Origin of the sequence: Bariatricus sp. TF06-38A (genome assembly GCF_027690675.1) — a bacterium.
GTDB lineage: Bacteria > Bacillota > Clostridia > Lachnospirales > Lachnospiraceae > Allocoprococcus > Allocoprococcus comes.
In genome coordinates, this window is sequence record NZ_JAQFCE010000034.1 from 18,601 (window position 1) to 33,474 (window position 14,874).

At 41.9% G+C, this 14,874-nt stretch carries 15 protein-coding genes; all 15 read right to left on the minus strand.

The genetic code is table 11. The annotated features are described in order from the left end of the window. Positions 1-11 precede the first annotated feature (11 nt). On the minus strand, positions 12-2,108 hold the full coding sequence (locus PG418_RS17420; protein WP_275932383.1) for a C40 family peptidase: 2,097 nt from the start codon (positions 2,106-2,108) through the stop codon (positions 12-14). Beyond that, a complete protein-coding gene (locus PG418_RS17425; protein ID WP_025577477.1) occupies positions 2,098-2,559 on the minus strand; it encodes a hypothetical protein in 462 nt (153 codons plus the stop codon). Before PG418_RS17425 ends, PG418_RS17420 begins: the two co-directional genes overlap by 11 nt. A 63-nt stretch (positions 2,560-2,622) precedes the next feature. After that, on the minus strand, positions 2,623-3,480 hold the full coding sequence (locus PG418_RS17430; RefSeq protein WP_270636260.1) for a phosphoadenosine phosphosulfate reductase domain-containing protein: 858 nt from the start codon (positions 3,478-3,480) through the stop codon (positions 2,623-2,625). Positions 3,481-3,587: 107 nt separating this feature from the next. Beyond that, entirely contained in the window at positions 3,588-4,928 is a 1,341-nt protein-coding gene (locus PG418_RS17435; RefSeq protein WP_270636252.1) for an LPD25 domain-containing protein, read from the minus strand. Between the two features lie 83 nt (positions 4,929-5,011). Beyond that, on the minus strand, positions 5,012-5,377 hold the full coding sequence (locus PG418_RS17440; protein WP_021650936.1) for a type II toxin-antitoxin system RnlB family antitoxin: 366 nt from the start codon (positions 5,375-5,377) through the stop codon (positions 5,012-5,014). Between the two features lie 25 nt (positions 5,378-5,402). Continuing rightward, a complete protein-coding gene (locus tag PG418_RS17445; protein WP_021650937.1) occupies positions 5,403-6,842 on the minus strand; it encodes a ribonuclease H1 domain-containing protein in 1,440 nt (479 codons plus the stop codon). A gap of 168 nt (positions 6,843-7,010) precedes the next feature. After that, positions 7,011-7,532, minus strand: a complete 522-nt coding sequence (locus PG418_RS17450) for a JAB domain-containing protein (protein ID WP_055173282.1) — start codon at positions 7,530-7,532, stop codon at positions 7,011-7,013. Further along, positions 7,516-7,638 carry a hypothetical protein gene (locus tag PG418_RS17455; protein WP_255610470.1) on the minus strand — a complete coding sequence of 41 codons (123 nt, stop codon included), beginning with the start codon at positions 7,636-7,638 and terminating at the stop codon, positions 7,516-7,518. Before PG418_RS17455 ends, PG418_RS17450 begins: the two co-directional genes overlap by 17 nt. A gap of 173 nt (positions 7,639-7,811) precedes the next feature. Continuing rightward, a complete protein-coding gene (locus PG418_RS17460; protein WP_055173279.1) occupies positions 7,812-10,178 on the minus strand; it encodes a VirB4-like conjugal transfer ATPase, CD1110 family in 2,367 nt (788 codons plus the stop codon). Between the two features lie 130 nt (positions 10,179-10,308). After that, positions 10,309-10,809, minus strand: coding sequence for a PrgI family protein (locus PG418_RS17465; protein ID WP_055056111.1), 501 nt, complete (start codon positions 10,807-10,809; stop codon positions 10,309-10,311). Positions 10,810-10,832: 23 nt separating this feature from the next. Then, positions 10,833-11,645, minus strand: a complete 813-nt coding sequence (locus PG418_RS17470; protein WP_270636250.1) for a DUF4313 domain-containing protein — start codon at positions 11,643-11,645, stop codon at positions 10,833-10,835. A 17-nt stretch (positions 11,646-11,662) separates the two neighbouring features. Next, positions 11,663-12,607, minus strand: a complete 945-nt coding sequence (locus PG418_RS17475; RefSeq protein ID WP_270636249.1) for a DNA methyltransferase — start codon at positions 12,605-12,607, stop codon at positions 11,663-11,665. Between the two features lie 12 nt (positions 12,608-12,619). Then, positions 12,620-13,456, minus strand: a complete 837-nt coding sequence (locus tag PG418_RS17480) for a VirB6/TrbL-like conjugal transfer protein, CD1112 family (RefSeq protein ID WP_025577460.1) — start codon at positions 13,454-13,456, stop codon at positions 12,620-12,622. Between the two features lie 47 nt (positions 13,457-13,503). Beyond that, entirely contained in the window at positions 13,504-13,842 is a 339-nt protein-coding gene (locus tag PG418_RS17485; RefSeq protein WP_021651237.1) for a hypothetical protein, read from the minus strand. A 111-nt stretch (positions 13,843-13,953) separates the two neighbouring features. Beyond that, the coding region (locus PG418_RS17490; protein ID WP_498837789.1) for a type IV secretory system conjugative DNA transfer family protein at positions 13,954-14,874 on the minus strand (921 nt) is incomplete at its 5' end.

The window sequence follows — 14,874 nt, forward strand, 5'->3', positions numbered from 1 at the left end:
CTTCTCCTTTCTTACTGCAAGCGGCTGGGTCTTCCATACAGCCCAATGTTCGACGGATTGAACGGGTCATTCACTACTCCACGTCTGCTGTTGGCTGCATGTACCATTCTGCCATTACCAACATAAATTGCCACATGGGAAATATTGCGGAACTGCCCATTCTGCTCATAAGAATAAAAAATCAGATCTCCCGGCTCCAGTTCGCCTTCTGTAACTTCCAACCCATGTGTTACCATAAATTCTCCCTGGGTAGAGGCAATCGCCGGAAGGGAAATGCCTACCTCCTGATACAACCGCTGTACCAGGGAACTGCAATCATAATATCCTTCCTCATACCGGTGTTCCTGACTGTATTTGCAGCCTACCTTCGTCAGTGCCAGATTTGCAACGTCACTTCCTACGCCAAAGGAAGGGATCTCATTTCGGAATTCCTCACTCATGACTTCCCTTAAAAGTTCTTCTTCTTTTTCGGTCAGCTTTCCAAGTGCAATATAGTCCTCATAATTCAGGTTCTTGACGTAGCAGCCCTTCTTTGTTACCGTAATCTCATTTTCGTCCCCATCTGCCAGAAACGCTTCAAAAGTCTGATGTCCCCAGGCAGACGCAGTTGCATGATCTGCACAGAAAACATCAAATTGTACCCCATACCGGTCAAATGCTCCGGTATCTTCTACGGTATATTCAATCCCGTTCATAATGATCCTGGTTCCCATAGGGACAAAGGGGTTTTGTGCATCTACTGCAATGGTATGGTCCGGTTTTGGCATGACACCGGAGGCTGTAGGTCCTCCTGCCCACTGTCCACAACAGATACTGCACTGGCAATAACCGCTGGTGACAACATTTCCCAGGCTTTCCCCTGCCTTTATGGTGGTGGTTATGGTCGTGTTTTCAAAACTGTTCATTTCATCAAAGATTTCCTTCAGCTTGTCCTTATGCCGCTGATCCATATCCACACCTATATCCCCGGTTCCATACTTCACCATATAAACCATTAAAGTATCATAGTAATTACTCACATAATTCCCGTTTTTCTCATGGAGATAGGTAACTGCCCCATCTTCCCCATTTTGTCCAAGTTTTGTATTAAAGTCCATGTAGTAACCGCTTAAAACTTCTCGGACGGTAGGGTTCTCCTCAGACGGATTTGGCATGAACGCACCAAGTGGCGAACAGTATAAGAGGAAAAAGATAATCACTACAGGGATTGCCACCACAAGAAGAATACTGAACAGCGGAGCCAAAAGCGCCCCGGCAAACTGGACCACCTTCAGCATAAACACAGAGGCTTTCATCTTTACAATATCTTTTGCCACCTGTGCCAAACTGTCCTGCTGCCCATTTCCGGTGAGCTTATTGATCATATACTGGATTTTTCTCTGCCGGACTGCCTGTTTTTTCTGTTTCTCCATCTGTTTCTTTTTCACTGCTCTTGTTTGTCTGTAAAACTGCTTATTGGTGATCTTCCCATCTGCCTGTTTTACCTTTAATTCCTGCTCTGCCTTTCTATAATTCCGATCCTTCCACAGCTTTTCTGCCGGTTTTGTTGCTGTCCCCATGACATAAAGGGAATCATTGACTTCCTCCCCGCCCTCTAACTGGGTCAATATAGCAGCCTCTCCCCGGCGTACCCCTTTTATGGCAGTCTGCTTCGCCAGGGAAGATTTTTTTGTTTCCGCCAGCTTTGCAGCCTGTTCCCTCCGATACTGTTCCTTCGCCTGGAAACCAGCAGAGGGCTGACTGTTTGGTGCTACCCCCTGTTTCATCTGATCCGGCTGTAAGGTTCCCGGTACAGATACGGTGCTTTTGGCCTTTCCATTTTGTTTTCTATCTTCTGCTGCTCCCCGGATTGCTGCCTCTTTCCCGGCTTGCTTTTTCTTTTCCTTTTGTTTTTCAAACAGCGCTTCTCTGCCCTGCTTCGGCTGTTTCCCTTTTTCTGCCCCTTCTTTTTTCTTTCTCTGCCCTAAAAGATCGGCCACCGGCTTAGAGGTAAAAGCAGCTTTCTTTTCCTTTGCAGATAAAATAGGATTTTTCTTATGCACCGTCACCTGGGCTTCTTTTTTTAATTTCAGCTCCGGCTCTTTTTCTTTTTTTACCTTAATCTCCAAAGCAGTCCCCCTCTCCGGGGTTTAATTCTTCTGCCTGATACCAGAGCGCCTGAAACAGATACCCCTGTTCCTTTTCTCTGGGTGGTGGACCGTACTCCTTTTCCAATTCCTGAAAGGCTTCCATAAGGTTTCCGGAAAATTCCTGGTAATCATCTTCTGTCAGGATATATTTTTCACTGAACAGTACCTGCTCCAATTCCCCCACTTCTACCAAATGGTCTATGTCTTCCGGGGAAAGTGGCGGTCCCAGTCTGTCATAAGTCTTTTCTTTCAGGTAGGAAAACTGATAAAGTTCCGTCTGCTGCGGTAAAATCTTCTCCTTACTGCCATCAAAGAGCAAAAAAATAGCTTCCGCTTTTAAGAAAACGGAAACCTCAGCTTGCTCACCATATTTTAGTGCCTGCTCCTTAGAAGGAAACTCCAGCCAGTCCGGAATACGGATTTCCAGCATCCAGGCTTCATACTGCAGTCCAAAAGATAATTGATATTTTGCGATAATTCCTCCTCCCTTCCACTACAAATAGTCATAATAAATCTCATTGGTATCTTCATGAAAGGACAATTCATACTGTCCGGGGATACCAGGATCCTCCATCCACCAACGGAAAAAAGCATCTACATCTGACCATAAGCGGGAATTGCACTGCCTTCCTGCAGCTTTCCTTAACTCCAGCATTTTAGCAAAAGCCCGCCGGTAAGCCCTCTCATAGGTCGGGAAGATGCGGAACTCCCGGTATCTTTGTTTTCCTGCCATAGGACAGCCTACACAGCCAACCCAGTGAAATCCCATTTCGTAAAGAGGGTTCATGGGTATTTTCTCTGCCTGGATATACTCCCAGACCTGCTGGTCACTCCAGTCAACAATGGGATTGCATACGTGTTTGCCCCTTGACAGGCATGATTCAAAGAGTCGCCTGGTATCATCATTATCATTATTTAAAATAATGGCACGTTTTTTTCCATTTGGGACAAAGTTTTCATAAATCCCCCTGTTTTTCCTCCGCTTTCGGCTTTCTGCCCACCGGACACCTGTGGTGATAAAACGCCCAGCCCCACCATTTTCTTTTAGAACCTCACAACAATACCGGATAGTCCTGGTAGGAGGGATCATTTTCATGGGGATCAGGCTCCACATAGTTATCCGCTGCCCTTTATAGTAAGGTTTATTGATACTACAAGTTATACCGGCCTGTTCTGCCTTCTGAAACTGTTCCCTCACATAATAAATAGTCTGTGGGGCATCTGCAGTAGTCAGGTTGTGCATCAGTTCAACTGGCACGCCGGAACGCCGTACCAGTTCCCTGCATACGGCGCTGTCTTTTCCTCCACTGTCCGTCACTACCAAAGGAAGCCCATAATGTTGCAGGGACATCTGGCTGGCAGTGCGGATACGTTCTATTGCTGTTTTTTCTAAATCCAATTTTTTTCAGGAGGGAAGATATCTTTTACATGGCCAAAACTCCGCCTCCTTTCCTAATTTTATCTGCCGCCCCTTTTTGGCGGCTCATATCCATTTGCTGCATACGCTTCTACGGTCATACCGTATGACTCTGCTTCCTGTCGTATCTCTTCCATAACCTGTTCTTTGTATGATTTATCCGGACAGGCAGTTGCAAAATCCCGGATATCCGGCATACAAGGCAGCTCCTTCCCTGTATTTAATGCAATCCTGCTTTCCCGGATATAGGCAAGCATGGCTTCCTGATATGCTTTTCGTGATGCGTCCCCCTGCGTCAGTAAAGGGACTTTCTTTTCTATTTCCTGTTCTTCCAGAACCGCTGTTTCCAGTTTTTCCAGGTTGCAGAAATACTGAAGGGTAGGAAGCATCTCCTCCAGTACCCATCTCATTTGCTGTTGTTCATGTTCCCATTCTTCTGTTGTCCTGGCGGTCTGTTTCATAAGCTGCTGCCCTTCTTCTGTATGGAGATAATAATCTGCAAATGCTTTTACATGATCCAGCAGATTTCCTTCCCCGTCACCAAAATCCTGGCGCCCGGTATAAGACATGACTTCCCCCTCTGAGAGAAAACAGATTTCAAAATGTGTTTTGTAATAACCTGCCATATCTTTCTCTTCCACTGCCTGCCGATCCAGCTTTCCGAACAATTCTACCGCTTGATTTAATGGCATGGCTTCTTCCAATGGAATGTCCGGGTGTTCACTGATCCGCACATACACAAAGGGTTTCAAGTCCACCGGCGGAATAAGTTTTACCTGTTCCAGTGTTGTCTTTAGCTTGTCTGCCTGTTCTTTCAACTCTGATTTCTGCTCAAATATCTTGCTTCCCAGCCACCTGCTGTATTCCTCTTTTCCGTCTTGACATAAGGCTTTCCATATAATAGCTTCCTTATGTTCTGCTTCTTTCGGATAAAAGGTATGGTAAAAATCAGGGTCAAGATTTTTTTCCAGTTTAATCATTTCATCTGCAAAAACAGTAGCCTCCAAGGTTTTCTCTGTTAAAAACCCTTTGGTATCAATGACTTTTGTTTCCGGAAGATAAGCACTCAGTTCCCTGGCAGCTATAAAAACCTCTGGGTATTGGTTTTGATCATAGATATCTCTCAAAAGATCCACATCCAACTCCCCGTTATAAACCAGGGAAAATTCCAATGGAATACCATCTTCTTCCTCCACATGAAGCCCAATTCCTTTTCCTGCATTCAACCTTTCAGAAGGAATACTCTGATAGATCTTTACTGCCTCTTCTGCACTGTGGATATCCTCCCTGTATTCTCCATAGCGGTTAAATTCCATACATTCTGCCACATAATACGTTGTCAAACGTCCGGTGGCATTCTCGCCCATCTCACCTTTTTCCACGTAGCAATACCTCCTTTTTATGCACAAAAAAAGCACTACCGTTTTTAGCGATAATGCTCTTTGTGTTACTTCTTATTTTCTTTTTAAATGATACAGCCATGCTCAATCAGCTTCTGCTGTCTGGTCGTTAAAATAGAATATTCAAGGCTTTCCCTGTCTTGATGCAAGTAAAAACAAACAGGTTCCCTTAATTTGCTCTTTTTCGGAACAAGCTCAAAGGCAAATTGCCCACTGTCAAACCGGGCACCATCAAAGTATCCCTGAATAAACCGTTCTTCCGTATTCCCACTATGTAGCAATTCATCAATCATTACTACACCGATATAGTGTTTTTCCCTTAGCGAAGCCTCAATCTCTGCAAGGTAATCAAAAGGAGGCTCGCTAGTCTTCATAACCACAAGAATATTTTCTTTTTCTTCACTTATCACAATCATATCAAAGTTATTCATCTAACTTACTCCTTTCTCCTAATTTCTAAATCACTTCATAATATTCATCAATAATCGCCAATGCTCTTTTAATCAAATCATGAGCACCTTTTATATCCAGCATCTTTGTAGTATCAATTGGTGCTGTAGGGTCATCCCAATGTTCTATTGGATGGCGATTGCTGTTATAAAACGTATAAATATTTCCAATATACTTTACCTGCTCAGGCTTTGCATTTCCATATCTCTCTGGTTTCAGCTTATATTTTACACCTATTTTATCAAACATATCAAAATGATTTTCTTTGATGTACTGCGCATTTGGTATAATACCACATTCTATTAATGCTATTTTTAATTGTGCTTCTACAACACGAATTGCCGGCTGAGCCAAATATGTTCCATCAAACATATCATCTGTGACCTTTAAATTATACACAGCCTGATGAAGAGATCTTTCCATTTTCTTAGACGGTAGCTTATCATAAGCATTTGGCATATAAAACTGAAATTCAGAGCGAACCTCGTCTTTATCTATGTTAAGATTATATGTGTCATTAAAAATTTTAGGAATTTCTTCTACTTCTATTAATTCAGTAATATATCCAATAATAGTAGAAAATAACACTTCTGGTCTTCCTTGCATTACTACTTTATTATGCTTTTGATAATGTGTCACAACTACTCTATCTTTACTTTTGTTACATTTTAAAGAAACTGCTTTTCCATGAGCAATCTTTTTTTCATCTATAATTAGATTGTCTTTTCCAATTTCATCAACAGCAAGTGCTATAACTGTTGACAAATCTTCATCTGAAATTCCCTCAACTGTAAACCAAAAATCGCCTCTTTTAACTTTAGGAATCCCATTACCTTCTGTTAAAGCAGCTTTGGCTAATTTATCTGCTTCTTCATTATAATGATCTCCAGAATGAGCTTTTACCTTTTGATAAGAAATTTTTAGAATATCTGATTTACTCTTCATAAAATTTGCATATTTCTGAGTAAGTGTATTCTTTGCCTTCCATTCTCCTTGAGCCCACTTTTCAATTCCTTCATAATCATAACGAAGTTCTAAGTTATGATAACCATTCTTAATTGCCCATTGTACTGCATACATAGCACCAAGCATTTCACCAGCAACATTTCTAATTGCTAAAGAGTCCGGTTCATTTCCATTTCCTGATTCTCTAATAGTTTCTCCTCTTGGTGTAAGAATAATACACCCAAAAGCATATTTTCCTATTTTCTCATCAAAACTACCATCTACATATACAACTAACTGGTTTGTTGTGTTCTCTTCTATATCTACTTTTTTAATTTCTTGTATCCTATTCTCTAAATAGTTTTTCGCTTCCTCTTCTGTTTCAAAACCTTTATACTCTGCTCCCGGATATCCACTTACCGACTCTTTACACTCATTCCATGAATAAAACAAACCGGTTTGCTTACCCTTTTTTACAGCATAAACTTTTTTCTTTGCCATGTATACTCCTTCAAGATTTGGGATTATAGCATAATACAACCTGTTCGTCAAGAATTTTATGTTTACACTTTGACGATATTTGTCTATTTAGCTACTTTTATTTTCTGTTTCTTATTTTATTATACATGTTCTGTCAAAACCAGTCAATGTATTTCACTGTTGCAATAATTAATGTACCTTCTCTTTCTCACTCTTTACATAAGGAAGAGATTGCTCTGCTGCTACTTCTTCCATTTGAAAGTATTCTGGCAGTATGTTTTCTTCCCTGAAACTAAAATACCGGTTCTCAGCCACCACGATATGATCCAACACCTCAATCCCCATAAGATTGCCGGCTTCTGCCAATCGCTTTGTCACTTCTATATCATGCCTGCTTGGTTCTGGATCACCGGAAGGGTGGTTATGTGCCAAAATGATACTGCTGGCATTGGATAAAATCGCAGATTTGAATACTTCTCTTGGGTGAACCAGTACACTATTTAACGTTCCCATACCTACTACGTTGACATTAATAACCTGGTTTTTTGTCCGAAGGTTTAAAATACAGAACATTTCCCGGTCACAATCTTTTAAAAAATCCTGAAAGAGTTCTGCCACATCACAGGGATTTTTTAATTCTTTACTACTGTATAGAGGAGGTTCTTCCACCAGGCGTATACTTACCACATCTATTTTATGTGTCTTCTCCATGTTCTTCCTTTCCAAAACAAATCTCCAGCATAATTCCCTCCGGCAGATTTTTTAAAAGTCTTTCCAACTGTTCTAAATTCATTTCTATTTGATATGTTTCAGCCATTCTGCCACCTTTCCCATGATATACAAAAAGAGTGCCTGATAAAAGAACTGCACTCTTTTTGTCCTATCCTTTTTCTACTTTACCGACTTATAATTTTTGCTGTTGCCTAATTTTTTCTCGTCTGTCATACCTTTTCCTTTACAGATAAAAGAAAAAGTTCCTTTCAGATTACATTACTCCTGCTTTGTCTGCAACGCCTTTTCGTGAAGGTTGGTATTGAAAAGCGCATACAGCGGATTGGCTTCTTTTTCCATACGGTTATCAAATGGAATACAGGTATTTCCATACTTAATGATCCCCGTACCGGAAGGAGAATTATCTACATATTTTAATTGTGCTTCTGGAATTCCTGCTGCAGTGGATAATTCCTGACTGTCTACATTGGACTGCTTTAACAGGGCAATAAACTCACTGTTCCCCAGCATGGTCATGGCTGTATAGTTCTGCAGCATATCAACCAAATTTTGGGTGATTCCTGTGCATAGTCCCCCTTGCTTCCTCACTTTTTTCCAGAGGCTGAACAAAAATTTCGCACTATACTCCCGGTCAAGAACCGTATGGAACTCATCTATATAAAGCCAGGTTGCCCTTCCTTTCTTTGCGTTTTCTGCAATCCTGGCACTGATATTTTCCAGCATGACCAGAGTGGAAATGGCTCCCAGCTCTTTCCCCAGGTCCCTGGTACCATAGACAATGAACCTTGCCTGTACATTCACATTGGTATGGTTATTGAAAATATTTAAAGAGCCATTTACAAACAGCTCCAACGATAAAGCAATGTCCTTTGCCTCTTCTTCTGGCTGCTCCAACAATAACTCATAAAATTCTGACATGGTAGGGATATGCTTTTCCCTTGCCTTTGCAATGTCGATATACAGCTTTCGTACACAACGGTCTATAATGGATTTATGGCGGCTGTTTAGATTATCCCCGTAACATTGTTCACACAGCCCCAGCATAAATTCCCCTTTATCTCGGATATATCCCTGGGAATCGTTTAAATCCAGCGCCCAGACATCCATCTCCAAAGGATTGATGTAATTCTTTGTATAGGTAGACAGGTTAATGATTGCCGCCTGGTTTCCCAGGGCTTCTGCAATATCAAAATATTCCAGTGTCGGATCGATACAGATAATATCATCATCTGTTCCTAAGAACACCTGCAGCATTTCCGACTTACTGAAATAGGATTTTCCGGAGCCGGGGACACCGAATACCATTCCATTTCCATTTGCCAGTTTTTTCCGGTTTCCAATGCAAAGGTTATGAGAAACCTGGTTAATGCCATAGCAGACGCCGGACTTTTCGTTTAATTCCTGTACATTAAAGGGAAGAAGGGCTGCAATATCCCTGGTGAGCATGGTCCGCATTGTGCTGATCTGCCGGTTTCCCACTGGAAGTATGGTATTCATAGCTTCCCTCTGCTGATAATAGTGGGTTTCAATCTGGCACATGCGTCCATTGCCGATATTTTTAATGGTTTCGGTTACACTGTCTAACTCCTTCTTGTCCTCTGCCATGATCAAGAAATTAACCCCTGTATAAAACAGGTTCTGGTCATTTTCCCGCACGTCGTCCATAAGATTTACAATCTTCTCCTTCTGGACTTTCTTGATATGAGAAATGTCACTGGAAAAGTCGTTATTTTTATTACGGACTCTCTGCTGCTTTAAAATATCATTTTCAATGCCCAGATATTTCTTCTGAAGAACCTTATTTGCCAGTTCTTTTGGTACTGGTACAATGCAGATTGTAGTGATGCTATGAACCGGAAGACTGGTAATCTCATTTAAAAAGGTATCCGATAAAGAAGACGGATATTTTTTAATGAATAATGCCCTGCATTTTTTCCGTTCCGTTTCAAAATAACCTGGGTAAAACTGCATATACCCTGGTGAAATATCATTTTTAGGATCACCGCCCTTTTTTAACGCCTGTCTGAAATCAAAGGAGAATTGTTCTTCTTCCCCTATACGGTAAAAATTGAAAAGTACCCGCAGCCGCTCTTCTGCATTTAATTCTTCAATGCAGGAACCAAGTTCTCCAAAGTTCTGTTTTAAGGTAGCTTCAAAAGTGGCAAAAAATGCTTTTGCCTGTTCGTAGGATTTCCGTTCTACACATACAGTCAGCAGTTTTTCCTGCTCAATCCCCTGCCTTCCATCTACAATGCGCTTTTCAATAATCTGATTATAACTTCCACGCAGCCAGTTAAAACCATCTCCTTTTTCCTGGAAAAGTACATGCTCCCGGAAATCCTGCATATTTTTATTCCGATTAAAAATGGTAATAAGAAAATATATATCAATGGCATTTACCGTCTTACAATACTGCTTTAAAATCCGCATCTGTTCTTCTGCACCTGCGGTTACATAGTTAATATCCAAAAAACGGTATGTCCTGGAATATATCCCCTTCCCTACTTCAAAAATGCCATTTTCTGCAATTCTCCCAATCCCCATGACTTCCTGAAGATATTTCGGGGATTTTACTGCTTTATCTGCTTTTTTTAACTGGTCAAACTTATCTGAAAAAATTGACAATCTCTAATTTCCTCCTTTCAGGCAGATGGGACCACAAACACAGCAGCTTCCATCTGCCGCTACATGTCTGTGTATCCCTCTCCTGAAATGGAGAGCAGGCGCTATTTCACGCCTTGATTGAATATTCTGGTCAACGGTACATCTTATACCACACCGCTGCTGCCGCACCAAGTACAATCATCACTACCGTTACAATTCCCATACGGATTGCCTTCTTTTTCACCACGTTGACATCACCACCTTTCTTCTCTTTTTTCTGTTCCTTTTTCCTTTGCTGTACTTCCCGTTCTTCTTCCTGACGGGTTTCCATATAAATCTGTTTCAGTTCCTGCACCGATTCCGTAGAGCCATACACCAAAGGGCGGTTAAAAAAGGAAAAATAAATCATCTTCCCTGCAAACTGCCAGAATGTCAGCCCATGATAGTTATAAAACCCAGTCAGTGCCAGAGGTACAACAAAAGGGGTTGCCACATAACAGCTCAAAGTAATCCCGATTTTTTCATACAAAAGCAGGACAATCCCAGTTCCTACGCCCAATGCCAATGCCGAAAACAAAAACTGTTTTGCTGTAAGTCCTAGAACCAGGGATTCTTTATAATGCTGTAGGTCCTCACTTAATTCAATCTCCATACATAACCTCCTGTATCTGTTTTTTATCTGCTCTGTCTTTGCTCTTCCTGCATGGTTTTCTGTAATCCATGTTGATTGCAAAAGGCGGCAACCCCAGCCTGGTCAAACTTACGCAGCTCCTCCAGATGAAATTTCACCACCGCGTACTGCCCCATACCGGATTGTGCCTTCCAGGGAAGCAAAGTTCCCAGTCCATGCTCCTGAATAAATTGGATATTTTCCTTACTAAAATCACCGCTGATACAGGCAGTTCCAGGTTCCAGGCAATATCCGGGAAGGTTTACGGTCAAATCTGAAAACGGTTCCCACGCCCCATCTTCCTTACTATACAGTTCCACATAAAGGTTCTGGTTCATTGCGTAATAATCTACCCGCAATGCCAGTTCTTCGGTTTCATACGCCCATTGAAAATCTGCTGTTTTGATTTCCTTTTGAAATTCTGGATTTTTTACTTCTCCCCGTTCCTGGTATGCCTGCTCATAGGCTGCATATCCCTCCGGGTCCAATTTCTTTAAAGTTTCTTCCTGAAATTCAAACAGTGGATATTCCATACAACCAGAACAGCAAATTTCTTCTTTTAACTGTCCAAGCCCGTTTTTTTTGATAAATTCTACGATCTGCTCCAGATCATAGCCTGGGAGCAAAAAGGTCTGGTTCTTTTCCAGCGGAATTCCCATATCTGTGGTCAATTCAAAAAGTTTCCATATCTCTTCCTCTTTTTCCGTAAACACACAAACTTTGATGTTTTTATCAGCCGGATAAGTTGCAACTTCCAGCCAGACCTCATAGATCTCCCCATTGCCAAAATCCAGGCTGAGTTTTTCTTCCTGTTCCATTTACATATCCTCCCTTCTTACCGGCTCCTGCTCTTTGCAGACAGAAGCCTTTCTTTTCCCTTTTCAAAATATTCTTCATTAATTTCAATGCAGATTGCATTCCGTTCATTTAAAAGTGCTGCTTCCCCCAGGGAAAACGAACCTGCAAACTGATCCAGTACCCACTCCTTTTCTTCTGTTACAAATCCAAGGATCTGCTGCAAAAGTTGCACTGGTTTTTCTGCCTGATGAATACGGGAGTTTTTCCCTGGCGGTTCAATGTCAAAGACCGTTGGAAGCATTCCCCTGGCGCCTGACATATAGTGGGATATTCCTGGCTCCGCCTTATCCTTTTTCGCATCTGGGCGTAAATTCCTGGCTTTTTCTTTCGTAAAAAATGCAATCTCTTCCGTATTTTTAGATTTTCTTCCCGTATTGGCAACGAAATTTCCTTTTTTCCAGGCGACTTTTGCATAATATTCAAGTCCTGCTTCTTTCGCCATTTTTTTCATCTGATAGAGGTATTCATAATTTTCCCCATTTTCTTCCGGCATGAACTCTACCAGAAAACACCCTTTTTTCAACACCCGGTATTTTTCATCAAAGTCTTCCTGCGTATATTGAAAACATTCATAGGCGGCAAAATCCCGGTTTCCCCCTTTCAGGCTTTTTTTCAGGTCATAAGCATGGTCTGTAATAATGGCATCTATACTGTTATCTTTTAAAAAGCTCAAATCCCTGCCATTTCCCTGAACCAGCATACAAGTTACCTCTTCTCCGTCCTGTTCTTTGGTAACCGTATAGACTCCTTTGGCTATCCTGGAAAAAAGCCCCTTTTCTATTCCCTCATAAATTCTTGCCCGGATACTGGGTTCTTTTACCTCTTTTACCTGTTCTACACAAGCCACTGCTTCTTTAAGGCTGAAGCATTCTGCGTCCTGAAAATATTCAAATAGTGTCATCTGTATCCCTTTTTCCTGCACAATCCTTTCCTCCTACAATCCCAGTGCCCTGGAAGTCAGGTTCTGCGCTCCTTTTACAGTGCCTACCGTCAGCGCAACCGTAAAGGTCATTTCCCCCAAATAAATCAGGGTTTTGGCCCAGTCCTCATAATCTCCGGTAAAGGTCGGAAGTCCGGAGGAAATAAACTGGTTACACAAAAGAATTGCCAGCGCCATTGTGACTGCCTCAAAAACGACACTGATAAAATATTTCATATAGGCTACAAAGGTATTGCTAAGCCCCCGGTTTCCAGCCAGGGTACTGCTGGCAATCGCCCCAAAAGGTACAATTACCATAATTTTCAAAAAGCGGAAATAAACATTGTACAGCAGGAAGAAACCACAGATAATAACGATTAAAGACAGGAAAACAGCAAGTATCAGGAACACGATACTGGTTCCAAATCCCAAATCTTTGATCACTTCTGCCTGCGCCGGGTCAATGGATAACTCCACACTCTGGTTTTGCCCCAAATGCCCCACCAGGTTTCCACAGGAAGTAAACAGGGCTTTCATAATGGTAATGTTATAAGATACCAGCCACTGTGCAATGGCAACCCGGATAAACATACGGAGGATTGCTTCAAACCGGATTTCTTCCCGGATATCTACCGACTCTGCACAAAACCCAATGACGAAAAAAAGGACTACCAGGGCAGAGCCTATCCCAACAAAAAGGGGTTCAATCCCTTCAATGATCCCCCAGGGCCCGCCTCCTTTGAACCCGGTAGGGGACTGTCCTAAAAGTTCAAATACGAGGCTGACCTGGTTATTCCAAAATCCAAACACGATTTCCAAAAGTGCAAGGATCGCCTCTCCTAAATTAAACATCACTTCACCTCTCTTCTTATCTGCTTATCTCAAAAAGAAGAATGGTTTTAGCTAATTCCCAGGAAAGTAAGAACGGAGGAAATGGCTGCCATAATAAGCCCTGCAACAATTCCTTTAATGGCACTGTTCATAGAAGAGCTGTCCTGCTGCTGGTAAGCCTGTGCAAATTCCATCACGTTTTTTGCCAGGATAATCACACCCACCGCACCGATAATACTGATTACCAATGTTTTTAAGTTCATAAGCGGCTGTGTCACGTCACTTACCCCGGAAGCCATGACCGTCTGGGGGAACAGGGAAACAGTGGCAGCGCTTACTGCCAGGACTCCCAGTAGAGATTTTTTCAAGCGGTTCTGTTTCTTTCTGATAACCTCTTTGATTTTCATATCTTTTTACTCCTTTTCATGTGATTGATACCGCATTACGCAAAAAGACAGATTTTTGAAAACCTGCCCTGCGTAATGCAAAAACTACAGGTTTCCAAAAATCTGCCTTCTTTAATCCGAGGCTGTTTCTTTTGTAAATTTTTTACGGATTTCCTTCATCTTTTCAGCACTGTTTTTTATATCTGCCATTTGAAGGATTTTATCATACGAAATTCCAGCACCAATAGCAAGCATGATTTCCCCCAACTGTTCCCCATTATAAACATGGCTTTCCAATAATTCAGAAAGTTTTTCTTCCTCTGTCTGTACCGGTTTTTCCGTTTTCTTCGGCGGCCTCACCTCCTCTACCGTTCTCTTCCTCTGGTTCTCTTTCAGCTCTTCCTCCGAAAAAATCTTCTTAGGAATAGGCTCATAAGAAAAAATTTCATCAAAAGACAGTTCCACAATCTGAACATCTTCTCCCTGTTCCTTTTTCTTCTTATAATAATCCAGGGATTCTTCACTTAAAATCTGTACCGACTGTTTTTGGGCAGCCATTCTGTCATGGATATAAGGCGCAGCCCCGCCATCTTCTGTTTCCGAAAATCTGGAGTGTGCAAAAGTATTGTATTTCTTATCAATAATAGGATCACAACCCCTGATTAACAAAATACACTCTGAGTTATCCAGCTTTCGGGTTTCGTCCGGTGTCAAAAGCTCACGCCCCAGCACATCATAATTCCGGGAACTGCTCCCCTGCCGGCCTTTGGTTTCCCCACTGCTTTTTTTATCAATGGTTCCTTTTCCCAGGGACTCACTGATATACTTATGCGTAGACTGTTCATTCCCACCAAGATATACCAGGGAATCGCAATTACCTGGTATGGTTTCCCAGGTTTTCTCAAACAAAGCCTTAATCTGGGCAAGGTTTTGGATAAAAATGGTACAGGAAATATTCCTGGAACGCATGGTACTAAGAAGGCTGCAGTAGTCATCTGGCAATGGCAATAGCGATAGGTAAGCCTCTGGCGTTTCCACCTCGGGCTTTTCCCC

Coding starts and splice junctions, on each gene's coding strand:
- PG418_RS17450 (WP_055173282.1), bottom strand. CDS start 7,532: ATGGAGAAGACACATAAAATAGATGTGGTAAGTATACGCCTGGTGGAA.
- PG418_RS17430 (WP_270636260.1), bottom strand. CDS start 3,480: ATGTCCCTGCAACATTATGGGCTTCCTTTGGTAGTGACGGACAGTGGA.
- PG418_RS17470 (WP_270636250.1), bottom strand. CDS start 11,645: ATGGAACAGGAAGAAAAACTCAGCCTGGATTTTGGCAATGGGGAGATC.
- PG418_RS17445 (WP_021650937.1), bottom strand. CDS start 6,842: ATGGCAAAGAAAAAAGTTTATGCTGTAAAAAAGGGTAAGCAAACCGGT.
- PG418_RS17480 (WP_025577460.1), bottom strand. CDS start 13,456: ATGTTTAATTTAGGAGAGGCGATCCTTGCACTTTTGGAAATCGTGTTT.
- PG418_RS17455 (WP_255610470.1), bottom strand. CDS start 7,638: ATGGCTGAAACATATCAAATAGAAATGAATTTAGAACAGTTGGAAAGA.
- PG418_RS17465 (WP_055056111.1), bottom strand. CDS start 10,809: ATGGAGATTGAATTAAGTGAGGACCTACAGCATTATAAAGAATCCCTG.
- PG418_RS17425 (WP_025577477.1), bottom strand. CDS start 2,559: ATGCTGGAAATCCGTATTCCGGACTGGCTGGAGTTTCCTTCTAAGGAG.
- PG418_RS17440 (WP_021650936.1), bottom strand. CDS start 5,377: ATGAATAACTTTGATATGATTGTGATAAGTGAAGAAAAAGAAAATATT.
- PG418_RS17485 (WP_021651237.1), bottom strand. CDS start 13,842: ATGAAAATCAAAGAGGTTATCAGAAAGAAACAGAACCGCTTGAAAAAA.